Here is a 25,144-nt window from a genome sequence, read left to right on the forward strand (position 1 = left end):
CCATGACAGCAACAGACGAATGGCTCAAGGTCGAATCGCTCGACCTCGAGGCGCAAGGCGTGGCGCACAACGCCGAAGGCAAGGTGGTCTTCATCGACGGCGCCTTGCCCGGCGAAGAAGTGCGGGTCAGCGTGCAGCGCCGCAAGAACAACTGGGAACAGGCGACGGTCGTCGACCTGCGCCGGGAAAGCTCGCAGCGGGTAACACCGCGCTGCCGCCACTTCGGCACCTGCGGGGGCTGCAAGATGCAGCACCTCCACGTGGGCGCTCAGGTCGCGACCAAGCAGCGCGCGCTCGAGGATGGCTTGTGGCATCTGGGAAAGGTGAAGGCCGAGCGGGTGCTCCGGCCCATCGAGGGGCCGGCTTGGGGCTACCGGTACCGGGCTCGCTTGTCGGTGCGCCATGTGGTGAAGAAGGGCAAGGTGCTGGTGGGCTTCCACGAGCGCAAGTCGAGCTACGTGGCCGACATGGACAGCTGCGAGGTGCTGCCAGCGCACCTGAGCGCGCTGCTCGTCCCGCTGCGTGAATTGATCGCCTCGATGGAGCAGCGCGACCGGCTACCGCAGATCGAAGTGGCGGTGGGGGATGCGGTCACGGCCCTGGTGCTGCGTCATCTGGAGCCGCTGAGTGCGGGAGACCTGCAACGCCTGCGCGACTTCGCGGCGGAACACGGCATCCAGTGGTGGCTGCAACCCAAGGGACCTGAGACGGTGCGCCGGCTCGACGATGTGGGCCCCGAACTCGCGTACACCTTGCCCGAGTTCGGCATCACGATGCCGTTCAAGCCCACCGATTTCACCCAGGTCAACCACCAGATCAACCAGGTGCTGGTGGGCCAGGCGCTCAGGTTGCTGGATGCGCAAGCCGAGGAGCGCGTGATCGACTGGTTCTGCGGGCTCGGCAATTTCACCTTGCCGATCGCGACGCGCGCGCGCCAAGTCTTGGGCATCGAAGGCAGCGAGGCGCTCGTGGCTCGCTCACGCGAGAACGCGGTGGTGAATGGACTTTCGGGCAAGACCGAGTTCGTGGCGCGCAATCTTTTCGAGATCACGCCTCAGGAACTTGCGGGATATGGCCGGGCCGACAAATGGCTGGTCGATCCACCGCGCGAGGGAGCGTTTGCCTTGGCGAAGGCCTTGGCGGAGCTGGCGGCCGATCCCTCTTTCGCGGCAGGCTACCGCGCCCCGGGTCGCATTGTTTACGTCAGTTGCAATCCCGCCACCCTCGCGCGTGATGCGGGGCTGCTGGTGCACCAGGCAGGCTATCGCTGTGTTGCGGCCGGGGCGGTCAACATGTTCCCGCATACCGCGCACGTGGAAAGCATGGCGGTCTTCGAAAGGAGCTGAGCACAAAAGAGAAGGGGGCCCAAAGGGCCCCCGCTTTCTGCATTGCCGACAAGTCGTCAGTCGCGCTCGCCACCGAAGATGCCGAGCAGGCTCAACAGGTGCACGAAGACGTTGTAGACGTCGAGGTAGATCGCCAGCGTGGCGGTGACGTAGTTCGTCTCGCCGCCATCGACGACGCGCTTCAGGTCGTACAGCATGTAGGCCGAGAAGATCACGACGGCCAGCACCGACACCGTCATCATCAACGCGGGCATCTGCAGCCAGATGTTGGCCACGCTCGCGACGATGAGGCCGATCACGCCGACGAATAGCCACTTGCCCATGCCGGAGATGTCGCGCTTGATCGTGGTCGCCAGGGTGGCCATGCCAAAGAACACCAGGGCGGTGCCGCCGAAGGCCATGGTGATCAGCTGGCTGCCGTTGCGATAGCTGCCGAGCACGCCGCCGATCAGGCGCGACAGCATCAAGCCCATGAAGAAGGTGAAGGCCAGCAGCAGGACGACGCCCAGGCCGGAGTTCTTGGTCTTCTCGATGGCGAAGAAGAAGCCGAAGGCAACGCCCATGAACACCAGGAAGCCGATGAACGGGCTGCCGGCGAACCAGGCGAAGCCCATTTGCATGCCGACCCAGGAGCCCAGCACGGTGGGTACCAACGAAAGTGCGAGCAGCCAGTAGGTGTTGCGCAGGACGCGGTTGCGCTGCTCAACGGAAGGGACCGCATCGGAAAAACCGTACGCGGTCTGCAGGTTGTCGTTCATGAAACCTCCTTGAAAAAGACGATTGGGCTCTCGGACCCGGACGCCAAAATTCTAGTTCCGGCTGGCGGGTCGCAGCATCCACGAAAACGTGCAGGCAGGGAGCGTGCCTGCTCGTGGGGGATCAGGCTGCGACGGCGATGGGAACGTGGAGGGTGGTGATGCCGTGCTGGCGGGGCGCGGCCGAGCGGGCAGCTTCAAAGACACCGCGTGCGCAATCGGTGCAGCGGCCGCAGCATGAGGCCACGCCACTGTCCATCTGGAGCTCATCGAAGCTCGTGCACCCGTTGTGGGCATGGCGCTCGATGTCACGGTCAGAAACTCGACGGCAAACGCAAACGATCATGTCGATCCTCGGGAGCCCAGACCTCGGGCTGATGGATCGCACTATAAATAAGAATGATTCGCAGTTCAAGCGCGCCCGATCCCCATTCGGGGGATTAGTAGGCGCTCTCGGCGCGCGAGGCGCCGTCAGGAACTGATTTCACCCATCTGCGACTGCTGGTAGTTCTGCAACCCCACCTTGTTCACGAGTTCGAGCTGGGTCTCCAGGAAGTCGATGTGCTCCTCGGTGTCGTCAAGGATGCCTTGCAGCAGATCGCGCGACACGTAGTCCCGCACCGATTCGCAATGCGCAATGCCGTCCTTGATGGTGAGCTGGGCGGCTTGCTCGAGCTTCAAGTCGCACTGCAGGACTTCGACTGTGTCCTCGCCGATCAAGAGCTTGCCCAGGTCCTGCAGGTTCGGCAGGCCGTCGAGGGTGAGGATGCGGTCCATGAGTTTGTCAGCGTGCTTCATCTCGCCGATGGACTCGGCGTATTCCTTCGCGGCCAGCTTATCCAGGCCCCAGTGCTTGAATATCCTGTAGTGCAGGAAGTACTGGTTGATGGCCGTGAGCTCGTTCTTCAGCTGCGCGTTGAGGAACTCGATGACCTTGGCATCGCCCTTCATGGTCGTGTCCTTTTTGTTGGTGTGGGGAAGCATTCATTATCAGAGGCGGATGGGGCGTCGCTGCATCTCATTACGCTCTGACCGGACTCTCGAACCGATACGCGTTCTCGTCCGCATTCGCACATCTCACGCGCAGGCGGAATGTCGCGCTCGAGTACAATTCGAAGGTTTACCCGCAAACCCCACCGCCCAGCGAAGCCTCTCGCTGTTCCCGCGAAAACTCCTTCAGTTTTCCCAACCGTTCATGCTTGTAGAGCAGAGCTGGGCGCGCACAAAACGGAGAATCGTGTGCCCCCGCCATTGCTGCCCAACCAAGCCCAGGCTCTTCTCGCACTTGCGGATGGAACGGTCTTCAAGGGTGTGTCGATCGGCGCTGCCGGCCACACCACCGGTGAAGTGGTGTTCAACACCTCGTTGACCGGCTACCAGGAAATCCTCACCGACCCGAGCTACTGCCGTCAGATCGTCACGCTGACCTATCCCCACATCGGCAACTACGGCGTCAACGTCGAGGACGTCGAAGCCAAGAAGGTGTTTGCGGCAGGCCTCGTAATCAAGGATCTGCCGATCGTCGATTCGAACTTCCGCAAGACGATCGACCTATCGGGCTACCTCAAGGCTGAAGGCACGGTCGCCATCGCCAACATCGACACGCGCCGCCTGACCCGCGTGCTGCGTACCACAGGTGCACAGAACGGCTGCATCTACACGCTGCCGCTCGGCGAGGCGCTGACGCCTGCGCACATCGACAAGGCCATCGCACTCGCCCGCTCGGCCCCGTCGATGAGCGGGCTGGACCTCGCCAAGGTGGTGAGCCAGACCGATGTGAGCGACTGGACCGAAACCGAGTGGGCCCTCGAAGGCGGTTACGGCAAGGTGCAATCGCCGCGCTTCCACGTGGTGGCCTACGACTACGGGGTGAAGCGCAACATCCTTCGCATGCTGGCCAGCCGCGGCTGCAAGGTCACGGTGGTGCCGGCGCAGACGCCGGCCGCTGAAGTGCTCAAGCACAAGCCCGACGGCATCTTCCTCAGCAACGGCCCCGGCGACCCCGAGCCTTGCGACTACGCCATCCAGGCCACCCGCGAACTGATCGACGCCGGCATCCCCACCTTCGGCATCTGCCTCGGCCACCAGATCATGGCGCTGGCCTCCGGCGCCAAGACCTTCAAGATGAAGTTCGGGCACCACGGTGCGAACCACCCGGTGAAGGACCTCGACAACGGCCGCGTCAGCATCACGAGCCAGAACCACGGCTTCGCGGTCGACGAGAAGACGTTGCCCGCCAACCTGCGCGCCACGCACGTGAGCCTCTTCGACGGCACGCTGCAAGGCCTGGCCCGCACCGACAAACCCGCTTTCTGTTTCCAGGGCCACCCCGAGGCCTCACCCGGACCGCATGACATTGGCTACCTGTTCGACCGCTTCACTGCGCTGATGGAAAAGAGCCAGGAGAAGAAGAATGCCTAAGCGCCAAGACCTCAAATCCATCCTCATCATCGGCGCCGGCCCGATCATCATCGGGCAGGCCTGCGAGTTCGACTATTCCGGCGCACAGGCGTGCAAGGCGCTGCGCGAAGAGGGCTACAAGGTCATCCTCGTCAACAGCAACCCGGCGACGATCATGACCGATCCGGAGATGGCCGATGTGACCTACATCGAGCCCATCACGTGGCAGGTGGTGGAGAAGATCATCGCCAAGGAGCGCCCTGACGCGATCCTCCCGACCATGGGCGGCCAGACCGCGCTCAACTGCGCGCTCGACCTGCACAAGAACGGCGTGCTCGACAAGTACAAGGTCGAGATGATCGGCGCGAACGAAAAGGCGATCGAGAAAGCCGAAGACCGCCTCAAGTTCAAGGACGCGATGACGGGCATCGGCCTGCACTCGGCCAAGAGCGGCATCGCCCACTCGATGGAAGAAGCGCTGGCGGTGCAAAAGCGCATCACGCAGGAAATCGGCGGCAACGGCTTCCCCATGGTGATCCGCCCGAGCTTCACGCTGGGTGGTACCGGCGGCGGCATCGCCTACAACCCGGAAGAGTTCGAAGAGATTTGCAAGCGCGGCCTCGACCTCTCGCCGACCAAAGAGTTGCTGATCGAAGAGAGCCTCATCGGCTGGAAGGAATACGAGATGGAAGTCGTGCGCGACCGCGCCGACAACTGCATCATCGTGTGCTCCATCGAGAACCTCGACCCGATGGGCATCCACACCGGTGACTCCATCACCGTTGCACCGGCCCAGACCCTGACCGACAAGGAATACCAGCTGCTGCGCAACGCCTCGATCGCCATCCTGCGCGAGATCGGCGTCGACACCGGCGGCTCCAACGTGCAGTTCTCGATCAACCCCGAGAACGGTCGCATGGTCGTGATCGAGATGAACCCGCGCGTGAGCCGCTCTTCGGCACTCGCGTCGAAGGCCACGGGTTTCCCGATCGCCAAGGTCGCGGCCAAGCTGGCCGTGGGCTACACGCTCGACGAGCTGAAGAACGACATCACCGGCGGCGCCACGCCGGCGTCCTTCGAACCCAGCATCGACTACGTCGTCACCAAGATCCCGCGTTTCGCGTTCGAGAAGTTCCCGGCTGCCGACTCGCACCTCACGACGCAGATGAAGTCGGTGGGCGAGGTGATGGCCATGGGCCGCACCTTCCAGGAAAGCTTCCAGAAGGCGCTGCGCGGCCTCGAGACCGGCATCGACGGTCTGACCGAGCGCAGCACCGACCGCGACGAGATCATCGAGGAGATCGGCGAGCCAGGCCCGGAGCGCATCCTCTACGTGGGCGACGCCTTCCGCATCGGTATGAGCCTGAAGGAAGTGTTCGAGGAAACCGCCATCGACCCGTGGTTCCTCGCGCAGATCGAGCAACTGATCCAGACCGAGAAGGCGATCGCCGGTCGTGCGCTCGAGGGCCTGAGCGCCGACGAGCTGCGCTACCTCAAGCAGAAGGGCTTCTCGGACAAGCGCCTCGCCAAGCTGCTGGGCACGAATCAGCATGCCGTGCGTGAAGCGCGCTGGGCGAAGAACGTGCGACCGGTCTACAAGCGTGTCGACACCTGCGCAGCCGAGTTCGCCACGCAGACGGCCTACATGTACTCCACGTATGACGAGGAGTGCGAGGCCCAGCCGACGGACAAGAAGAAGATCATGGTGCTGGGCGGTGGACCGAACCGCATCGGCCAGGGCATCGAGTTCGACTACTGCTGCGTCCACGCCGCCCTCGCGATGCGCGAAGACGGCTACGAGACCATCATGGTCAACTGCAACCCCGAGACCGTCTCGACCGACTACGACACCTCCGACCGCCTGTACTTCGAGCCGGTGACGCTGGAAGACGTCCTCGAGATCGTCGACAAGGAAAAGCCGCTCGGCGTGATCGTGCAGTACGGCGGCCAGACGCCGCTGAAGCTGGCGCTCGATCTCGAGCGCGCCGGCGTGCCCATCGTCGGCACCACGCCCGACAGCATCGACATCGCCGAGGACCGCGAGCGCTTCCAGAAGCTGCTGCACGAGCTTGGCCTGAAGCAACCGCCCAACCGCACCGCTCGCACCGAAGAGCAGGCGCTGCAGCTGGCACAAGAGATCGGCTACCCGCTGGTGGTGCGCCCGAGCTACGTGCTCGGCGGCCGCGCGATGGAAATCGTGCACGGCGACAAGGACCTCGAGCGCTACATGCGCGAAGCAGTCAAGGTGAGCGAGAAGTCGCCGGTGCTGCTGGACCGATTCCTCGACGACGCGATCGAAGTCGACGTCGACTGCATCAGCGATGGCACCGACTGCATGATCGGCGGCATCATGGAGCACGTCGAACAGGCGGGTATCCACTCGGGCGACTCGGCCTGCTCGCTGCCGCCGTATTCGCTGCCGAAGGCGCTGCAGGACGAGCTGCGCCGCCAGACGGTGGCCATGGCCAAGGCGTTGAAGGTCAAGGGCCTGATGAACGTGCAGTTCGCCATCCAGGGTGAGGGCGCCGACGCGATCGTCTACGTGCTCGAGGTGAACCCGCGCGCCTCGCGCACGGTGCCCTTCGTGTCGAAGGCCACCGGCCAACCACTTGCCAAGATCGCTGCGCGTTGCATGGTCGGCCGGAAGCTGGCCGATCAAAAGGACAGCAAGGGTCGCGTGCCGGCCGAAGTGATCCCGCCGTATTTCTCGGTCAAGGAAGCCGTCTTCCCGTTCAACAAGTTCCCGGGTGTGGACCCGATCCTTGGGCCAGAGATGCGCTCCACGGGTGAAGTGATGGGCGCCGGCCGCACCTTCGGCGAAGCCATGCTCAAGAGTCAGCTCGGTGCCGGCTCGCGCCTGCCCGACCGTGGCACGGTCTGCATCACGGTGAAGAACAACGACAAGGCCCGCGCCGTGGCCGTGGCCCGCGACCTCGTGAAGCTTGGTTTCCAGGTCATCGCGACCAAGGGCACAGCCGCGGCCATTGCCGAAGGCGGTGTGCCGGTGAAGGTGGTCAACAAGGTGAAGGACGGCCGCCCCCACATCGTCGACATGGTGAAGGCAGGCGAGATCCAGCTGGTCTTCACCACGGTCGACGAGACGCGCACGGCAATTGCCGACTCGCGTCACATCCGCCAGGCGGCGCTCGCCAACCGGGTCACGTACTACACCAGCATGGCCGGCTGCGAGGCTGCGGTGGAAGGCATGAAGCACCAGGATGATCTGGTGGTGCTATCCCTGCAGGAACTGCACGCGGAACTGCACTAGACTTTCCCGATCACTGGTAGTTAGTCGGCCGCCGCCGAAGCTCCCGCAAGGGGCCGGGCGGCGGTTCTCTTTTGAATTTCAAGGTTTCATTCATGGCCACCATTCCCATCACCACCCGCGGCGCACAACTGCTGAAAGAAGAGCTGCACCGCCTGAAGACCGTGGAACGCCATGCCGTGGTGCAAGCCATCGCAGAAGCGCGTGCGCAGGGCGACCTGTCGGAGAACGCCGAGTACGAAGCTGCCAAAGACAAGCAGGGCTTCATCGAAGGTCGCATCCAGGAAATCGAAGGCAAGCTGGCGGCCGCGCAGATCATCGACCCGAGTTCGCTGAATGCCGGCGGCAAGGTGGTGTTCGGTGCCACGGTCGACCTGGAAGAAGAGTCCACCGGTGCCGCGGTCACCTATCAGATCGTGGGGGACGATGAGGCCGACCTGAAGCAAGGCCGTATCTCCATCAGCTCGCCCATCGCACGTGCGCTCATCGGCAAGGACGTCGGCTCCGTGGCCGACGTGCAGGCACCCGGCGGCGTGAAGAGCTACGAGATCGTCGACGTCCGCTACATCTGAAGGCATGGATCCGCGGCGACTGGCCGCCGTGGCGGCGGCCCTGTGGGCGGGCTTGATCCTGGGCATCGGCCTGATCGCCGCGCCAGCCGCCTTTGCGGTGCTGCAGCGCAGCGTGGCAGGTGCGGTGGTGGGCCACATCTTCACGCACGAGGCCTACGCCGGGCTGGTGTTTTCAGCGCTGCTGCTGTGGGCGGTGCGCCGTGTGGCCCGTGCCGATGCGGCGCAGGGCCATGGTTCGCAGTTCAGCCTGTCATTCGTGCTGGTGCTGGTCGCCCTTTTTTGCACGGTGTTTGGCCATTTCGGCCTGCAGCCGATGATGACGGCGGCCCGGGCCGGGGAAGGTGCGCTGTCGTTCGCAGCCCTGCACGGGATTTCCGCGGCGCTTTTCGTGCTGAAGGGGCTGGTGCTGGCTGCGCTGGCGTGGCGGCTGACCCAGCCACCGGCGTGAGGTCGATCAGTCGGCGACGGTGCGCTTGATGCTCGTCTGCCGCTTGCGGGCGCGCTTGATTTCGCCGCCGGCCGCCACCCGCTCGTTGCCCAGCACCTTGACCTTCTTGATCTGCGGGCGGTTGTTGCCGCTCTTGGAGAACTTGATGATCTTCACCACCTTGGGACCGGCGCCACGGTCTTCGCGCTCGGCCTTTTCCTTTGGTGGGATGGGTCGCCACAGGATCAGCAGCTTGCCGATGTGCTGGATGGGCGCGGCGTTCAGCTCGTCGCACAGCGTGGACAGCATCGCCTCGCGGGTGTCTCGCTCATCGGAGAAGACACGCACCTTGATCAGCCCGTGGGCCTTCAGCGCGGCATCGGTTTCCTTGATCACCGCCTTGGTCAGGCCTTCGCCTCCGATGCGGACGACGGGTTCCAGGTGGTGGGCTTGGGCGCGGATTTCCTTGCGCTGCGCAGGGCGGAGTTCGATGGCGGGCATGTGCCTATTATCCGTGCCAAGGTGCGATGCTCGGTCCCTCAGATGAAAACGAACACCAAAAGCAAGAAGGTCAACAAGGCGTGGCTGCACGACCATGTGACCGACCCCTACGTCGCGCTAGCCCAGAAAGAGGGCTACCGGGCACGCGCCGCATACAAGCTGAAAGAGATCGACGAAACGTTGCACCTCATCAAACCCGGTCAGCTGGTGGTCGACCTGGGGGCGACGCCCGGCGCATGGAGCCAATACGTCCGGCGCAAGTTTGCAGCCGGAGGGGCTGCCCCCGGTTTGCTGCACGGAACGATCATTGCGCTCGACATCCTGGATTTCGAGCCCATCGAAGGCGTCCATTTCATCCAGGGCGATTTCCGGGAGGCGTCGGTCCTGTCGCAACTCGAAGCGCTGGTGGGCGATCGCCCGGTGGATGTAGTGCTCTCCGACATGGCGCCCAATCTTTCTGGCATCGCCAGCACCGATTCGGCCCGCATCCAGCATCTGGTCGAACTCGCCGTCGATTTCGCCCAGAACCACCTCAAACCCCACGGGGCCTTGGTGGCCAAGGTCTTTCACGGTGGGGGGTACAACGAACTGGTGGCCCTGTTCAAGAAAACGTTCCGCGTGACCAAAACCCTGAAACCCAAGGCTTCGCGAGACCGATCGGCTGAAACCTTCCTGGTCGGAATCGGTCTCAAGGCCGGTGGTGTGGCTGCCGACAGGCCGGCGTGAAGAAATGCCGGTCTACCGACGGATACACCTCGGTGAAACGGGGTCGAGATCGGTCAGCCCAAATACTTGACTGAACTAGAATCCGCCCCATATGCCGTGGATGCGGGCCACCAGGCCCAAGCGGAAGTTTTGATTGCAAAGGAGCCGCGGTGAACAACCAATGGTTTTCGAAGGTTGCTGTTTGGCTGGTGATCGCCCTCGTGCTGTTCACCGTGTTCAAGCAGTTCGACAAACCTCGCGTCGCCGAAGGCGTGACCTATACGCAGTTCATGGAGGACGCGAAGGCCGGGAAGGTCAAGAAGGTCGAGGTCCAGGGGCGTAATCTCAAAGTCACGCCCACCGATGGCCAGGTCTACACGATCGCGTCACCCGGACAAGACATCTGGATGATCGGCGACCTGATGAAGTACGGGGTGCAGGTCTCCGGCAAGGCCGATGAAGAGCCTTCCATCCTGATGAGCATCCTGATCTCGTGGGGCCCGATGCTCCTGCTGATCGCCGTCTGGATTTACTTCATGCGGCAGATGCAGGGTGGCGGCAAGGGCGGTGCCTTCAGCTTTGGCAAGAGCAAGGCCCGCATGCTGGACGAGGCCAACAACTCCACCACCTTCGCCGACGTCGCGGGTTGCGACGAGGCCAAGGAAGAGGTGAAGGAGCTCGTCGACTTCCTGAAAGACCCGCAGAAGTTCCAGAAGCTCGGCGGCCGCATTCCGCGCGGCGTGCTGCTGGTCGGCCCTCCGGGCACCGGCAAGACCTTGCTCGCCAAGGCCATCGCCGGCGAAGCCAAGGTGCCGTTCTTCAGCATCTCCGGCTCGGATTTCGTTGAAATGTTCGTCGGTGTCGGCGCCGCCCGCGTGCGCGACATGTTCGAGCAGGCCAAGAAGAGCGCCCCCTGCATCATCTTCGTCGACGAAATCGACGCCGTCGGCCGCCACCGTGGTGCCGGCCTGGGCGGCGGCAACGACGAGCGCGAGCAGACGCTGAATCAGATGCTCGTCGAGATGGACGGCTTCGAGACCAACCTCGGCGTGATCGTGATGGCGGCCACCAACCGGCCCGACATCCTCGACCCTGCGCTGTTGCGCCCCGGCCGCTTCGACCGCCAGGTCTACGTGACGCTGCCCGACGTGCGTGGCCGCGAGCAGATCCTCAACGTGCACATGCGCAAGGTGCCGGTCGGCCAGGACATCCGCGCCGACATCCTGGCCCGCGGCACGCCCGGCTTCAGCGGTGCCGATCTGGCGAACCTGGTCAACGAAGCGGCTCTCTTCGCTGCGCGCCGCAACGGCCGCGTGGTCGAGATGGTCGACTTCGAGAAGGCCAAGGACAAGATCATGATGGGCCCCGAGCGCAAGTCCATGGTCATGCCCGAGGAAGAGCGCAAGAACACGGCGTACCACGAGGCCGGCCACGCGCTGGTGGCGCGCCTGATGCCCAAGACCGACCCGGTGCACAAGGTCACGGTGATCCCGCGCGGCCGCGCGCTGGGTGTCACGATGCAGCTTCCGGAAGGCGACCGCTACAGCATGGACAAGGAGCGCATGCTCTCAACCATCAGCGTGCTCTTCGGTGGGCGCATCGCGGAAGAGGTGTTCATGCACCAGATGACCACCGGCGCCAGCAACGACTTCGAGCGTGCGACGCAGATCGCCCGCGACATGGTCACGCGCTACGGCATGAGCGAGGCGATGGGCCCGATGGTCTATGCCGAGAACGAGGGCGAGGTTTTCCTCGGCCGCTCGGTCACCAAGACGACGAACGTCTCGGAAGAGACCATGCAGAAGGTCGATGCCGAAGTGCGCCGCATCATCGACGAACAGTACGCCGTCGCCCGCCGCTTGATCGAGAACAACCAGGACAAGATGCACGTCATGGCGAAGGCGCTGCTCGAGTGGGAAACCATCGACACCGAGCAGATCGACGACATCATGAATGGTCGCCCGCCGCGTCCCCCGAAGGACTGGAATGCGGCCACGGGCAAGTCGGGTGGCAGCACGCCGCCGGTCAACCCGGATGGTGCACCAGCCGCCGCCTGATCGGCGACTGTAAAGAGAATCACAACGGGGCTTCGGCCCCGTTTTTCGTTCGAGGCACAGATCTAGCAACATGCCTGCGACCTGGCACACCACGCGTTTCCGCATCGACCTGAGCCGCCCCCGGGTGATGGGCATCGTCAACATCACGCCCGATTCGTTCTCGGACGGAGGGCGCCATGCCACGACGCAAGCGGCCATCGCCCATTGCGAGCAGCTGCTGCGTGAAGGCGCTGACATCCTCGACCTGGGCGGCGAGTCGAGCCGCCCCGGGGCCGACCCTCTGCCGCTCGAAGAAGAGCAGGCCCGCGTGCTCCCGGTGCTGCGCGAGGCGCTGACGCTGGGCGTGCCGGTCTCCGTCGACACCTACAAGCCGGAGACCATGCGCGCCGCGCTCGACCTCGGTGCCGACATCGTCAACGACATCTATGCCTTGCGCTGGCCGGGGGCCGTCGAGGCGGTGGCGGCACACCCGAGCTGCGGCGTGTGCCTGATGCACATGCAAGGCGAGCCGGCCTCCATGCAGCAACGACCGATCTATGGGGACGTGCTGGAGGACGTGAGCCGCTTCCTGCTCGACCGGGCTGCGGCACTGACAGGGGCGGGCGTGCAGCGCGAGCGCATCACGCTCGATCCGGGCATCGGCTTCGGCAAGACGGTCGAGCACAACCTGGCCTTGCTGGCGCGCCAGCGGGAGCTGCTTCGCCTCGGGTATCCGCTGCTCCTGGGGTGGTCACGCAAGAGCAGCCTGGGCGCGCTGACGGGCCGACCGGTCGAGCAGCGCCAGGCCGCGAGCCTGGCTGCGGCATTGGCCGCTGCGCAGCATGGCGCGAAGGTGCTGCGCGTGCACGACGTCGCCGCAACGGTGGACGCCCTCAAGGTCGGGGAGGCGGCTGGTCTGCTGCCCGTGGTCGCCGAGGCGCTGCTGCACAATCCCGAGGCATGACAGCCTGCCTTTCCAGGGCACTTCGACAGACGACATGAGCAGAACCTATTTCGGCACCGACGGCATCCGCGGCACGGTCGGGCAATCGCCCATCACCCCTGACTTCATGCTGCGCCTCGGCCACGCCGTCGGCCGTGTGCTCAAAGGGCAGGGGAACCGGCCCACGGTGCTCATCGGCAAGGACACGCGAATCTCGGGCTACATGATCGAGTCGGCACTCGAAGCCGGCTTTGCCTCGGCGGGTGTCGACGTGCTGCTCACCGGCCCCCTGCCGACACCGGGCGTGGCCTACCTCACCCGCGCGTTGCGCCTGGACTTGGGTGTCGTGATCAGCGCTTCTCACAACCCGTATGGTGACAACGGCATCAAGTTCTTCTCGGCCCATGGCCAGAAGTTGCCCGATGACTGGGAGCGGGCCGTGGAAGCCATGCTCGATGAAACCCCGCGCTGGGTCGATTCGTCCCAGCTGGGGAAGGCCCGCCGCATCGACGATGCCCGCGGGCGCTATGTCGAGTTCTGCAAGAGCACCTTCGGCAACGACCTCTCGCTGAAGGGGCTGAAGGTGGTGGTCGATGCTGCCCACGGCGCGGCCTACCAGATCGCGCCCGAGGTGTTCCACGAGTTGGGCGCCGAGGTGGTCGGCATCGGCTGCAGCCCCGACGGAACCAACATCAACGACGGCTTCGGCGCCACGGCGCCCGACGCCTTGGTGCGGGCGGTGAAGGAACACGGCGCCAACTACGGCGTGGCGCTGGATGGCGACGCCGACCGGCTCCAGCTGGTGGACGCCGGTGGCCGCCTCTACAACGGCGACGAGTTGCTCTACGTCATGGTCGTCGACCGGCTGGCCCAAGGTCAGCGCGTCGCTGGCGCCGTCGGCACCCTGATGACCAACATGGCGGTCGAGGTCGCCCTGAAGGCGCATGACATCGAATTCGTCCGCGCCAAGGTCGGCGACCGCTACGTGCTGGAAGAACTCTCCGCCCGCGACTGGCTGCTGGGCGGCGAAGGCTCGGGCCACCTGCTGGCCCTGGACAAGCACACCACCGGAGACGGCATCGTGAGCGCCCTGCAGGTGCTGCAGGCCGTGATGCGCAGCGGCAAGTCGCTGGCCGAGCTGCTGGCGCCGGTGACCCTTTTCCCGCAGGTGCTGATCAATGTCCGCCTCAAACCAGGGCAGGACTGGAAGGCAACGGCTGGCTTGGCCGATCTGCAAGCCCAGGTCCAGCGGGAGCTGGGCAACGACGGCCGGCTCCTGATCCGCCCCTCCGGGACCGAGCCGCTGGTGCGCGTGATGGTCGAGGCACGAGACGCCGCCCAGGCCAAAACCTGCGCCGAACGCCTCGCCAACCAGCTCAAAACCGGCTGAAACAGGCTTTTTGACAGTTCAGCGACGGGTTTGTGACAGCTTTTCGGGGCGCCGCCCCGATGTCACATGGCTGTCATCTGCGACTTCTACAGTGCCGGCAGTTCACTGTCAGCCCTCTAGAAAGGCGCAACCATGACCCAATCCCTTGCTCGACTCACAACCGCTGCCGCCCTGTCTCTGGTGGCCGCTGCGGCTTCCGCCCAAGACGTGACCGGTGCCGGTGCCACGTTCCCCGCCCCGCTGTACGCCAAGTGGGCCGACGCCTACAACAAGGCGACCGGCGTGCGCATCAACTATCAATCGGTCGGTTCCGGTGCTGGCCTGAAACAGATCGGCAGTAAGACGGTCGATTTCGGCGCATCCGACATGCCGCTCAAGGACGACGCCCTGCAAAAGGATGGCCTGATCCAGTTTCCGACCGTGATTGGCGGCGTGGTGCCGGTGGTCAACATCGCCGGCATCAAGCCGGGCCAGATCAAGCTCACCGGCCAGGCACTGGGTGACATCTACCTTGGCAAGATCACCAAGTGGAACGATCCGGCACTGACCGCCATCAACCCCGGCGTGCCCCTGCCGGACGCTGCCATCTCGGTGGTGCGCCGGGCCGACGGTTCGGGCACGAGCTTCATCTTCACGAACTACCTGTCCAAGGTGAATGCCGAATGGCAGTCCAAGGTGGGTGAGGGCACGGCCGTGAATTGGCCCACGGGCGCGGGCGGCAAGGGCAACGAGGGCGTGGCGGCGTTCGTCGGCCGCCTGCCGAACTCCATCGGTTATGTCGAGTACGCCTACGTCAAGCAGAACAAGATGACGTACACGCTGCTGAAGAACAAGGACGGCAACTTCGTGGCCCCCGACGACCTCAACTTCAAGGCAGCGGCGGCCGGTGCCGACTGGGCCAAGAGCTTCTACCAGGTGCTGACCGAGCAGCCGGGCAAGGACGCCTGGCCGCTCACGGGTGCGACCTTCATCATGATGCACAAGCAGCAGGACAAGCCCGCCCAAGCCGCCGCCACCCTCAAGTTCTTCGACTGGGCCTACGCTAACGGCGATCAGGCCGCCGCCGAGCTGGAATATGTGGCACTGCCGGATTCGGTGAAGAGCCTGGTCCGCAAGCAGTGGTCGCAGATCAAGGACGCCGGCGGCAAGCAGGTCGCCGGTCTCTGACCGATCCCAAGCAAGCAGGACGCTGCGGCGCGGCCCGGGAGGGCGCGCCGCTTTCATGACGGAGGGACCGTGGCCGCTACACTCCCCGCATCTCACTACGACCCGGACAAGATGGACCGCTCCGACCCCATGGGGCGACCGCCGGCCCGCCGGCGGATCATGCCCTGGGCCGACACCGTGTTCTCGGTGCTGGCGCATGGCGCCGCCATCCTGACCCTGCTGCTGCTGGCCGGCATCATCTTCTCGCTGCTGATCGGCGCCATGCCGGCGATCAAGGAGTACGGCCTCGGCTTCCTCTTCAGCAGTGACTGGGACCCTGTCCAGGACAAGTACGGCGGCCTGGTGATGATCTACGGCACGCTGATGACCTCGCTGATCGCGCTGGTCATCGCGGTTCCGGTGAGCTTCGGGATTGCGCTTTTCCTGACCGAACTGTCGCCGGGCTGGCTGCGTCGCCCGCTCGGCACGGCCATCGAGCTGCTGGCCGCCGTGCCGTCGATCGTCTACGGCATGTGGGGTCTGCTGGTGTTCAGCCCCGTGCTGTCGACCTACGTGCAGCAGCCGCTGCAATCGCTCTTCGGCAACACGCCCTTCCTGAAGGACCTGGTCTCGGGCGCGCCGGTGGGCATCGGCATCCTGTCGGCGGGAATCATCCTCGCCATCATGATCATTCCCTTCATCGCTTCGGTGATGCGCGACGTGTTCGAGGTCACGCCGGCGATGCTGAAGGAGTCGGCCTACGGGCTGGGTGCCACCACCTGGGAGGTGGTCTTCAAGGTGGTGCTGCCGTACACGAAGACCGGCGTCATCGGCGGCATCATGCTCGGCCTCGGCCGCGCGCTCGGCGAAACCATGGCCGTCACCTTCGTGATCGGCAATGCCAACCAGCTCGCGGGCCCCTCGCTCTTCGAGGCAGCCAACAGCATTGCCTCCGTGCTGGCGAACGAGTTTGCCGAAGCCGGCGAGGGCCTGCACCAGGCATCGCTGCTGTACCTGGCGCTGGTGCTCTTCTTCATCACCTTCGTGGTGCTGTCGCTGTCCAAGCTGCTGCTCGCGCAGCTGAAGAAGGGCGAAGGAACACGCACATGAGCACTCTCATCTCCAGCGATCGCCTGGCCAAGCACCGCGGGCGCAAGCGCATCAACGCGGTGGCACTCACGCTCTCGCTGGCGGCCATGGCCTTCGGCCTCTTCTGGCTGATCTGGATCCTGGTCGAGACGGTGCGCCTCGGCTTCGGCGGCCTCGCCTGGTCGGTCTTCACCGAAATGACGCCGGCGCCGCTCGCCGAGACCGGCGGCCTGGCGAATGCGCTCATGGGCTCGCTGATGATGGTGGTGCTGGCCACCTGCGTGGGCACGCCCATCGGCGTCATGGCGGGCGTTTACCTGGCCGAGTACGGCCAGAAGACCTGGCTCGGCAGCGTCACGCGCTTCATCAACGACATCCTGCTCTCGGCCCCGTCGATCGTGATCGGCCTCTTCATCTACGCGGTGGTGGTGTCGCGCATGAAGACCTACTCGGGCTACGCCGGCATCCTGGCTTTGGCGCTGATCGTGATCCCGGTGGTCATCCGCACGACGGAGAACATGCTCACGCTGATCCCGAACGCGCTGCGCGAAGCGGCGTACGCGCTGGGCACGCCGAAGTGGAAGGTGATCTCGAGCGTCACGCTCAAGGCCGCCCGCGCCGGCGTGATCACCGGTATGCTGCTGGCCTTTGCGCGCATCGCGGGCGAGACGGCGCCGCTGCTTTTCACCGCGCTGTCGAACCAGTTCTGGTCGACCAACCTCGGCGCCCCGATGGCCAACCTGCCGGTGACCATCTTCAAGTTCGCGATGAGCCCCTACGAGAACTGGCAGAAGCTCGCCTGGGCGGGGGTTTTCCTCATCACGCTCGGCGTGCTGGCGCTCAACATCGTGGCGCGGGTCTTCCTGCGCAACAAACACTGAATCCGAAAGCGGGATCACATGGACATCAAAGTCGAAGGCCTCGTGACCGAAAAGCCGAAGCTTGCCGTGCGCGACCTCAACTTCTACTACGGCTCGTTCCACGCGCTCAAGCACATCAACCTCGACATCCCCGAGAAGAAGGTGACTGCCTTCATCGGCCCGTCGGGTTGCGGCAAGTCGACGCTGCTGCGCACCTTCAACCGCATGTACGAGCTCTACCCCGAGCAGCGCGCCGAGGGCGAGATCTCGATCGATGGCGAGAACATCCTCACCTCCAAGCACGACGTGTCGCTGATCCGCGCCAAGATCGGCATGGTGTTCCAGAAGCCCACGCCGTTCCCGATGTCAATCTACGACAACATCGCCTTCGGCGTGCGCCTGTTCGAGAACCTGCCGCGCGTCGAAATGGACGAGCGCGTGGAATGGGCGCTGAAGAAGGCGGCGCTGTGGAACGAGGTGCGCGACAAGCTCGACCAGAGCGGCTCCGGCCTCTCGGGTGGCCAGCAGCAACGCCTGTGCATCGCCCGCGGCATCGCGATCAAGCCCGAAGTGCTGCTGCTCGACGAGCCGTGCTCGGCGCTCGACCCCATCTCCACCGGCAAGATCGAAGAGCTGATCCACGAACTGAAGAGCGACTACACCGTCGTCATCGTGACCCACAACATGCAGCAGGCGGCTCGCTGCTCCGACTACACGGCGTACATGTACCTCGGCGACCTGATCGAGTTCGGGCCGACCTCCGAGCTCTTCATGAAGCCGAAGAAGAAAGACACCGAGGACTACATCACCGGCCGTTTCGGCTGATGATCCACAAGGCGAGGACGCAGCGATGAGCGAAAAACACCTCTCGACCCAGTTCGACAGCGAACTCAGTGGCATCTCGAACCGCGTGCTCGAAATGGGCGGGCTGGTCGAGTCCCAGGTGGCGCAGGCGGTCTATGCGCTGACCAACTTCAGCGGCGATGTCGCCACCGACGTGCTGCGCAGCGAAGAGCGCGTGAACACGATGGAAGTGGAGATCGACCGCGATCTGTCGACCATCATCGCCCGCCGCCAGCCGACGGCGCGCGACCTGCGCCTCCTGATCGCGATCTCGAAGACGATCGCCAACCTCGAGCGCGTGGGTGACGAAGCGGCACGGGTGGCACGCACGGTGCAGCGGCTCATCAACACCGGGGTGTCGAGCCGACTGCGCCTGCCGGTGAACGACCTTGCCTACGAGGCAGAACTCGCCATCGCCCAACTCCGCAAGGCGCTCGACGCGTTTGCCAGGCTCGACACCGCCAAGGCGGTCGAAGTGCTGAAGCAGGACGACCAGATCGACCAGGAGTTCGATGGCCTGATGCGCAAGCTCATCACCTACATGATGGAGGACCCGCGCACCATTTCGGCCAGCATTGACCTCGTCTTCGTGGCCAAGGCCATCGAGCGGGTGGGGGATCACGCGAAGAACCTCGCCGAGGTCATCATCTACATCGTGAAAGGCACCGACGTGCGGCACAACTCGGTCGAAACCGTGGAGTCGATGGTCAAGTGATCGGAGTACAAGCATGAGCCAGGTCCTGGTGGTTGAAGACGAATCGGCAATCGCCGAACTGATGTCGATCAACCTGCGCCACGCAGGCTATGAAGTCGTGATCGCTGCGACGGCAGATGACGCCCAGCAGCAGGTCGACCGGGTGCTGCCCGACCTGGTGGTGCTCGACTGGATGCTGCCCGGCCAGTCGGGCCTGCAACTGGCCAAGCGCTGGCGCTCGCAGCCGCGCACGCGTGACCTGCCGATCATCATGCTCACGGCGCGCGCCGAAGAAGCGGACAAGATCTCGGGCCTCGATGCCGGGGCTGACGACTACCTCACCAAGCCGTTCTCGACGCACGAGCTGATGGCGCGCATCCGCGCCGTGCTGCGCCGCAAGGCGCCGGAGGCGCTCGATTCGGCGGTGGAGATCGGCCTGCTGAAGCTCGACCCGGCCACGCGCCGCGTGTCGCGCGAGGGGCAGGAAGTGCGCCTCGGCCCGACCGAATTTCGCCTGCTGCATTTCTTCATGACGCACCCGGAGCGCGTGCACAGCCGCTCGCAGCTGCTCGACCGTGTGTGGGGCGACCATGTGTTCATCGAAGAGCGCACGGTCGACGTGCACGTGAAGCGCCTGCGCGAAGCCCTCACGCCGGTGCAATGCGCGCACATGATCGAGACCGTGCGCGGTGCCGGCTACCGGCTGACGCAACAGGTGCAGACACTGTCTGCCTGACGCATCGGGTATCGCGTGGACTGGCTGCTGACGAGGCTCGTGGTCGCGGTGGTTGCCGTGGCCCTGGGTGGCTTTGTCGGCTATCTCGCGGGCCACGCGGCCCATGTGCCGGTGGTGGGAGCGGTGATCGGCGGTGCCGTCGGTGCGTGCCTCGTGGTGCTGGCCGACACCTTGCGCGGCTACCGGCTCACGCGCTGGCTCAGCGGCAGCCAGGAGGGGCAAGCGCCGCGTGACACCGGCTTCTGGGGCGAGATCGGTTACCGCGTCGAGCGCTCGATCCGCCTGCGCGAGAAGAGCATGCAGACCGAGCAGATGCGGCTGGCGCAGTTCATCTCGGCGATGGAGGCGTCACCCAATGGCGTGCTGCTGCTCGACGAGGCCGACCAGATCACCTGGTGCAACGCCATGGCCGCCAACCACTTCGGCCTCGACCCGGAGCGCGACAAGCGCCAACGCATGACCAACCTCGTGCGGGCGCCGGTCTTCGTCGCGCATCTGCAGGCCGGCGTGTATGGCGAGACCCTGCTGATCCCCGATCCGCGCGGCCGGGGGACGCTGTCGGTGCTGGTTCGCAGCTATGGCGACGGCCTGAAACTCGTGCTCTCGCAAGACGTCACCGAGCGCGAGCGCTCCGAGGCGATGCGCCGCGACTTCGTGGCCAACGTGTCGCATGAAATCCGCACGCCGCTGACCGTGCTCGCAGGGTTCATCGAGACGATGAACAACCTGCCGTTGACCGAGGTCGAGCGCCGCCGCGTGCTCACGCTGATGTCACAGCAGACCCAGCGCATGCAGACGCTGGTGAGCGACCTGCTGACGCTGGCCCAGCTGGAAGGCGGGCCACGCCCCCCGATCGACCGTTGGGTGCCTGTGGCCAAGCTGATCGGGCAGGCGCATGCCGATGGCGCGTCGCTGTCGATGGGGCGCCATCAGTTCACGGTGTCAGAAGACACCGATGCGCAGATCGCCGGCCTGGAGAGCGAGTTGATGAGCGCGGTTGGCAACCTGGTCACCAACGCGGTGCGATACACGCCGGAAGGGGGGCGCATCGCGGTGATCTGGAGGCGCCGCGACGACGGCTCGGGCGAGATCACGGTGAGCGACACCGGCATCGGTGTGTCGCGCGAGCACATCCCGCGCTTGACGGAGCGCTTCTACCGGGTGGACGGTAGCCGGTCTCGCGAAACGGGCGGCACGGGCTTGGGCCTGTCCATCGTCAAGCACGTGGTGCAGCGGCATGGCGGCGAGCTCGATGTGCAGAGCGAGCTCGGCAAGGGCTCGAGTTTCAGCCTCGTTTTTCCGGCAGCGCGCGTGCGGGTGCCGGACTCGCCGGCGTCCGTGGACACGAAGTCTTCGGCCGTGGCTGAGAAGGTGCCACGTTAACGAGCGGTGGTGCCGTCGCCGCTGCGGCGGTAGACCGCGACGACTTCATCCTTGTCCACCGGCCGGCGTTCGCGAGCGACCAGCAGCCAGCCTGCCGGTGCCGGCGCACGCCGGTTGACCGTCTCGGTCAGCAGCAGGAACTCGCAGCGGGTCGCATCGCCCATCGCGTTGCCCTCGACCCGGTAGTCGCCGAAGTACTCGAGCGCCGCAATCTGCGCGCGCGACATGCCAGGCGCGGCGATGCAGGCATCGCGCGGCACGTGCTGGGTGATGCGCACGATGAGCGGTCGGTAGCTCCGGGCGTAGTCGAAGAGCGGCAGCCCGAGCGACATCACCAGCATCCAGCACACCGCCACGCCGCTGGCCGGCAACACCATGCTCTTCCACAGGGGGTGGCGGTTGCGACCCGTGCGCCATTGCACCAGCCACAACCAGGCGAGGGTGCCGAGCACGGCGACGGCCAGCGCGAAGGCCGAAAACTTCGGCACGAAGCCCGGAGCAAGCTTCATCACGTTGGCCGCCGGTTTGGCCGGGAAGCCGGTGTAGACCGAGGCGTAGATCACCCAGATCGCGATCACCCAGGCGGTGAAGAAGAAGACGGAGAACCAGTCGATGGCGGACGAGGTGCCGCGGTGCAAGGTGGGCAGCGCAAAAGCGGCCAGGACTGCCAACGCGGGCAATGCGAGCATCAGGGCGCGATCCGACCCGCCCATCGCCACGCACGCCACCAGGCTCACCAGGGCGCTGCCCAGGGGCACGGCGATGTGCCGGTGCAGCAGGTGGGAACGCCAGCGCCACAGCGTCCACAAGGCCAGCGGCCAGGCGGGCCATGTGAACCACGCCAGCAATCGGGCCACGTTGAAGAGCTGGCTGGGGTGCGCGTAGCCGTTCGCACGCCAAGCCCAGGCCTGCAGCGATAGCGCCACCACGGCGGCCAGCGCCGCGGACAAGACGATCCAGGTCGTGAAGCGGCGGGCGGGCTCGTAGCTCGAGTACCAGCAGGCCACGGCGCCTGCGCCGGCCAGGAGCATCGCAATGCTCGGCGCACCGCTGCCAGCGAGAACCGGAAGGGCGACGAGCGCTGCGACACGGCTTTGCCACGGCCTGAACGGACAGGCGGCAAGCGCGTAGAGAAACAAGGCGACGCTTGCGAGCTGGGCGAGTTCCGGCGTGGTTTCGTGTCCCAACTGCAGGAGGCCGAGGCTGGCGATCAGCGCGAGCAGCGCGCCGTCGGCGATGGCGCGGGCATAGTCCACCGGGCTTGCCTCACCGCCGAAGGCAAACGGCACCGGCTGGGCGGCGTCCGTGCGGGCGAGGTGATAGGTGCTGTACCACGTCCACAGAAAGGTGAGCCCGAGCAGGATCGCAAAGGGCACACGGGCAGCAAGCTCCGGCGCCACGAGCCCGCCTGACAGCTTGATGAAAACCGCGCCCAGCCAGTAAGGCAGCAGGGCGGCGTCGGCTGGCAGGCCACCGACCGTGGGCGTGAGCCAACTGGTGTGCCCCTGGGCGATGTTGACCATGTAGCCGAACGCGGAGATGTCGGCGCTCTTCCAAGGGTCCCGGCCAAAGACGCCTGGCAGCAGATAGGCTGCACACAGCAGGATCAGCGCCACCCGGGGCAGGCGGCTGGCGGCGCGTTCGGTGACGAGGGCGGGCTTGGGGGTGTTCAAGCTGAGGTGCTGATGTTGGGCGTCAGAGGCAGACGGCGATGATGCAGCAACTTGGGTGCATGCCCGGCGCAGGCAACAAAAAAGGCAGCCGAAGCTGCCTTTCCGTGCGGGTGCCAGCGGCGCCCGATTTACTTCTTGAGGTGCGCAAACTTGTTGCGGAACTTCTCGACGCGGCCGCCGAGGGAGTCGACGCTCTTTTGCGTGCCTGTGTAGAAGGGGTGGGACTCGCTGGTCGTTTCCAGCTTGAACAGCGGCACTTCACGGCCGTCGTCGAGCTTGATGGTTTCTTTGGTCTGGGCGCACGAGCGCGTCACGAACTTGAAACCGTTGGACAGGTCGACGAAGCAGACGTCGCGGTAGTTCGGGTGAATGCCTTCTTTCATGGGAACCTCTTCGCGTAAAGGTCGGGAGCCACGCCGAACCGCTCGGCGCACTTTCCGGATGGCGGAAAACCCGCGATTATGCCAGCGGCTTAGCCGCCGCGGCGCATCATGTCGAAGAAATCGAGGTTGTTCTTCGTGGATTTCATCTTGTCGAGGATGAATTCCATCGCCTCGATCTCGTCCATCGGGTAGAGCAGCTTTCGCAGGATCCAGGTCTTCTGCAGGATCTCGGGCTTCAGCAGCAGTTCCTCGCGCCGTGTGCCGCTCTTGTTCAGAAGGATCGACGGGTAGACCCGCTTCTCGGCCATGCGGCGGTCCAGGTGGATTTCGCAGTTGCCGGTGCCCTTGAACTCTTCGTAGATGACTTCGTCCATGCGGCTGCCGGTGTCGACCAGCGCGGTGCCGATGATGGTCAGCGAGCCGCCTTCTTCGATGTTGCGGGCCGCGCCGAAGAAGCGCTTCGGACGCTGCAGGGCGTTGGCGTCGACACCACCGGTCAGCACCTTGCCCGACGAGGGGAGCACGTTGTTGTAGGCGCGGGCGAGGCGGGTGATCGAGTCCAGAAGAATGACCACGTCCTTCTTCATCTCGACCAAGCGCTTGGCGCGCTCGATCACCATCTCGGCCACCTGCACGTGGCGGGCAGCGGGCTCGTCGAAGGTGGAGCTGATGACTTCGCCGCGCACGGTGCGCTGCATTTCGGTCACTTCTTCGGGGCGCTCGTCGACCAGCAGCACGATGAGGTAGACGTCGGGGTGGTTGGCGACGATCGCATGCGCCAGGTGCTGCATCATCACCGTCTTGCCGCTCTTGGGCGGCGCCACCAGCAGCGCGCGCTGGCCTTTGCCGAGCGGGGCGATGAGGTCGATGATGCGGCTCGTGATGTTCTCGTCGCCCTTGATCTCACGCTCGAGCTTGAACGCCTCTTTCGGGAAGAGCGGCGTCAGGTTCTCGAACATGATCTTGTGCTTGCTCTCCTCGGGCGTCACGCCGTTCACGCGATCGACCTTGACCAGCGCGAAGTAGCGCTCGCCGTCCTTGGGCACGCGCACTTCGCCTTCGATCATGTCGCCGGTGTGCAGGTTGAAGCGGCGGATCTGGCTGGGCGAGAGGTAGATGTCGTCGGTAGACGCCATGTAGCTCGTGTCAGGTGCGCGCAGGAAGCCGAAGCCGTCGGGCAGCACTTCGAGCACGCCGTCGCCGAACACCTGCTCGCCGGCCTTGGCGCGCTTCTTCATGATCGCGAACATCAGCTCCTGCTTGCGCATGCGCGAGACGTTCTCGATCTCCAGCTCCTCGCCCATCTTGATGAGCGCGGACACGTGGAGGGCTTTCAGTTCGGAAAGGTGCATGGGCGATGACCCTGGGTGAGAACGCCGATTGGCTGCAGGCTGGCGTTGCGCCTGGCACACCACGGTGCTGCCGCGGTGGAAACGCTGAAATGCGCGCTACTGGAACGCTGCGAGAACTTGGAGTTTGGGGCCGAACCGACGCGCCGTAGCGGGCGTGGTGGCGGGAGTCTTCTGGCGGTGACGCGGTGCTGGCTCAGAAGCCAGCGGACCGCGCCAACGCGATGGCGGAATTATAGATGACCGTCGAGGAACGCCGTCAACTGGGCTTTCGACAAGGCACCCACCTTGGTTGCAGCCAGTTGGCCGCCCTTGAACAGCATCAGCGTGGGGATGCCGCGGATGCCAAACTTCGCAGGCACGTCGCGGTTCTCATCGACGTTCATCTTCGCGATTTGCAGGCGACCGTCGTAATCCTTGGAGACTTCGTCGAGAATCGGCGCGATCATCTTGCAGGGGCCGCACCATTCAGCCCAGTAGTCCACCAGCACCGGCTTGCTCGACTGGAGCACGTCGCTCTCGAACGATGCATCGGTGGTGTGTTTGATCAGTTCACTGCTCATTGTCCTGTCCTCGGCTGGGGCCGCTCGTCGCGAGCGGCCAGGCGGAATGATTCTGACACAAAGCCCCTATTGCCTCCCCCTGGTG

The 25,144-nt window shown here is 64.9% G+C and carries 24 protein-coding genes; 16 read left to right on the forward strand and 8 right to left on the reverse strand.

Translation table 11 applies throughout. The features are described from left to right. Window positions 1–2 precede the first annotated feature (2 nt). Window positions 3–1,346 (forward strand): 23S rRNA (uracil(1939)-C(5))-methyltransferase RlmD, encoded by a 1,344-nt coding sequence (rlmD, locus tag JI745_RS25515; protein WP_201813327.1) that lies wholly within the window; start codon window positions 3–5, stop codon window positions 1,344–1,346. Between the two features lie 56 nt (window positions 1,347–1,402). Here rlmD and JI745_RS25520 read toward each other — a convergent pair whose 3' ends face one another. The 3 genes from JI745_RS25520 to bfr form a co-directional block, all read right to left on the reverse strand. Continuing rightward, entirely contained in the window at window positions 1,403–2,104 is a 702-nt protein-coding gene (locus tag JI745_RS25520) for a Bax inhibitor-1/YccA family protein (protein ID WP_201813328.1), read from the reverse strand. A gap of 121 nt (window positions 2,105–2,225) precedes the next feature. After that, a complete protein-coding gene (locus JI745_RS25525) occupies window positions 2,226–2,447 on the reverse strand; it encodes a bacterioferritin-associated ferredoxin (RefSeq protein WP_201813329.1) in 222 nt (73 codons plus the stop codon). 125 nt (window positions 2,448–2,572) lie between these two features. After that, window positions 2,573–3,052: a bacterioferritin gene (gene bfr, locus JI745_RS25530; protein ID WP_201813330.1), complete on the reverse strand. Its 480-nt coding sequence runs from the start codon at window positions 3,050–3,052 to the stop codon at window positions 2,573–2,575. Window positions 3,053–3,340: 288 nt separating this feature from the next. Here bfr and carA point away from each other — a divergent pair, with 288 nt between their 5' ends. From carA to JI745_RS25550, 4 genes are all read left to right on the forward strand, one after another. Then, window positions 3,341–4,522, forward strand: a complete 1,182-nt coding sequence (gene carA, locus JI745_RS25535) for a glutamine-hydrolyzing carbamoyl-phosphate synthase small subunit (RefSeq protein ID WP_310738773.1) — start codon at window positions 3,341–3,343, stop codon at window positions 4,520–4,522. Further along, window positions 4,515–7,769, forward strand: a complete 3,255-nt coding sequence (gene carB / locus JI745_RS25540; protein ID WP_201813332.1) for a carbamoyl-phosphate synthase large subunit — start codon at window positions 4,515–4,517, stop codon at window positions 7,767–7,769. The genes carA and carB overlap by 8 nt, the downstream gene beginning before the upstream one ends. Window positions 7,770–7,861: 92 nt before the next feature. Continuing rightward, complete coding sequence (gene greA, locus JI745_RS25545; protein ID WP_201813333.1) at window positions 7,862–8,338, forward strand: transcription elongation factor GreA; 477 nt, start codon at window positions 7,862–7,864, stop codon at window positions 8,336–8,338. A gap of 4 nt (window positions 8,339–8,342) precedes the next feature. Continuing rightward, window positions 8,343–8,786 (forward strand): DUF4149 domain-containing protein, encoded by a 444-nt coding sequence (locus tag JI745_RS25550; RefSeq protein ID WP_201813334.1) that lies wholly within the window; start codon window positions 8,343–8,345, stop codon window positions 8,784–8,786. Window positions 8,787–8,792: 6 nt separating this feature from the next. On the opposite strand, the gene JI745_RS25555 is transcribed toward JI745_RS25550, so the two are convergent. Continuing rightward, window positions 8,793–9,266, reverse strand: coding sequence for a YhbY family RNA-binding protein (locus JI745_RS25555; protein WP_201813335.1), 474 nt, complete (start codon window positions 9,264–9,266; stop codon window positions 8,793–8,795). Between the two features lie 42 nt (window positions 9,267–9,308). Between JI745_RS25555 and JI745_RS25560 the strand changes: the two genes are divergently transcribed. The 11 genes from JI745_RS25560 to phoR all read left to right on the forward strand — a co-directional run bounded on the left by JI745_RS25560 (window position 9,309) and on the right by phoR (window position 21,091). Further along, window positions 9,309–9,992, forward strand: a complete 684-nt coding sequence (locus JI745_RS25560) for an RlmE family RNA methyltransferase (RefSeq protein ID WP_201813336.1) — start codon at window positions 9,309–9,311, stop codon at window positions 9,990–9,992. A gap of 149 nt (window positions 9,993–10,141) precedes the next feature. Continuing rightward, window positions 10,142–12,028, forward strand: coding sequence for an ATP-dependent zinc metalloprotease FtsH (ftsH, locus tag JI745_RS25565; protein ID WP_201813337.1), 1,887 nt, complete (start codon window positions 10,142–10,144; stop codon window positions 12,026–12,028). Window positions 12,029–12,098: 70 nt separating this feature from the next. Further along, window positions 12,099–12,971: a dihydropteroate synthase gene (gene folP, locus JI745_RS25570; RefSeq protein ID WP_201813338.1), complete on the forward strand. Its 873-nt coding sequence runs from the start codon at window positions 12,099–12,101 to the stop codon at window positions 12,969–12,971. Between the two features lie 34 nt (window positions 12,972–13,005). After that, window positions 13,006–14,340 (forward strand): phosphoglucosamine mutase, encoded by a 1,335-nt coding sequence (gene glmM / locus JI745_RS25575; protein ID WP_201813339.1) that lies wholly within the window; start codon window positions 13,006–13,008, stop codon window positions 14,338–14,340. 132 nt (window positions 14,341–14,472) lie between these two features. Beyond that, window positions 14,473–15,507 (forward strand): phosphate ABC transporter substrate-binding protein PstS, encoded by a 1,035-nt coding sequence (pstS, locus tag JI745_RS25580; protein WP_201813340.1) that lies wholly within the window; start codon window positions 14,473–14,475, stop codon window positions 15,505–15,507. Between the two features lie 111 nt (window positions 15,508–15,618). Further along, window positions 15,619–16,596: a phosphate ABC transporter permease subunit PstC gene (pstC, locus tag JI745_RS25585; protein WP_201813482.1), complete on the forward strand. Its 978-nt coding sequence runs from the start codon at window positions 15,619–15,621 to the stop codon at window positions 16,594–16,596. Beyond that, window positions 16,593–17,456: a phosphate ABC transporter permease PstA gene (gene pstA / locus JI745_RS25590; protein WP_201813341.1), complete on the forward strand. Its 864-nt coding sequence runs from the start codon at window positions 16,593–16,595 to the stop codon at window positions 17,454–17,456. The genes pstC and pstA overlap by 4 nt, the downstream gene beginning before the upstream one ends. A gap of 18 nt (window positions 17,457–17,474) precedes the next feature. Then, window positions 17,475–18,260: a phosphate ABC transporter ATP-binding protein PstB gene (gene pstB, locus JI745_RS25595; protein ID WP_201813342.1), complete on the forward strand. Its 786-nt coding sequence runs from the start codon at window positions 17,475–17,477 to the stop codon at window positions 18,258–18,260. A gap of 25 nt (window positions 18,261–18,285) precedes the next feature. Continuing rightward, a complete protein-coding gene (gene phoU / locus JI745_RS25600; RefSeq protein WP_201813343.1) occupies window positions 18,286–18,993 on the forward strand; it encodes a phosphate signaling complex protein PhoU in 708 nt (235 codons plus the stop codon). Window positions 18,994–19,006: 13 nt separating this feature from the next. Beyond that, on the forward strand, window positions 19,007–19,708 hold the full coding sequence (gene phoB, locus JI745_RS25605) for a phosphate regulon transcriptional regulator PhoB (RefSeq protein ID WP_201813344.1): 702 nt from the start codon (window positions 19,007–19,009) through the stop codon (window positions 19,706–19,708). A 15-nt stretch (window positions 19,709–19,723) separates the two neighbouring features. After that, complete coding sequence (gene phoR / locus JI745_RS25610) at window positions 19,724–21,091, forward strand: phosphate regulon sensor histidine kinase PhoR (RefSeq protein WP_201813345.1); 1,368 nt, start codon at window positions 19,724–19,726, stop codon at window positions 21,089–21,091. Here phoR and JI745_RS25615 read toward each other — a convergent pair. The 4 genes from JI745_RS25615 to trxA form a co-directional block, all read right to left on the reverse strand. After that, entirely contained in the window at window positions 21,088–22,764 is a 1,677-nt protein-coding gene (locus tag JI745_RS25615; RefSeq protein ID WP_201813346.1) for a hypothetical protein, read from the reverse strand. The two genes, phoR and JI745_RS25615, sit on opposite strands and share 4 nt — an antisense overlap. Before the next feature lie 128 nt (window positions 22,765–22,892). Next, complete coding sequence (locus tag JI745_RS25620; protein WP_085751606.1) at window positions 22,893–23,147, reverse strand: type B 50S ribosomal protein L31; 255 nt, start codon at window positions 23,145–23,147, stop codon at window positions 22,893–22,895. 89 nt (window positions 23,148–23,236) lie between these two features. Next, window positions 23,237–24,499 carry a transcription termination factor Rho gene (gene rho / locus JI745_RS25625; RefSeq protein ID WP_201813347.1) on the reverse strand — a complete coding sequence of 421 codons (1,263 nt, stop codon included), beginning with the start codon at window positions 24,497–24,499 and terminating at the stop codon, window positions 23,237–23,239. Window positions 24,500–24,729: 230 nt separating this feature from the next. Beyond that, window positions 24,730–25,059, reverse strand: coding sequence for a thioredoxin TrxA (trxA, locus tag JI745_RS25630; protein WP_201813348.1), 330 nt, complete (start codon window positions 25,057–25,059; stop codon window positions 24,730–24,732). Between the last annotated feature and the right edge of the window lie 85 nt (window positions 25,060–25,144).

The sequence above is a fragment of the Piscinibacter sp. HJYY11 genome (genome assembly GCF_016735515.1).
In the GTDB taxonomy this organism is placed as follows: Bacteria; Pseudomonadota; Gammaproteobacteria; order Burkholderiales; family Burkholderiaceae_C; genus Rhizobacter.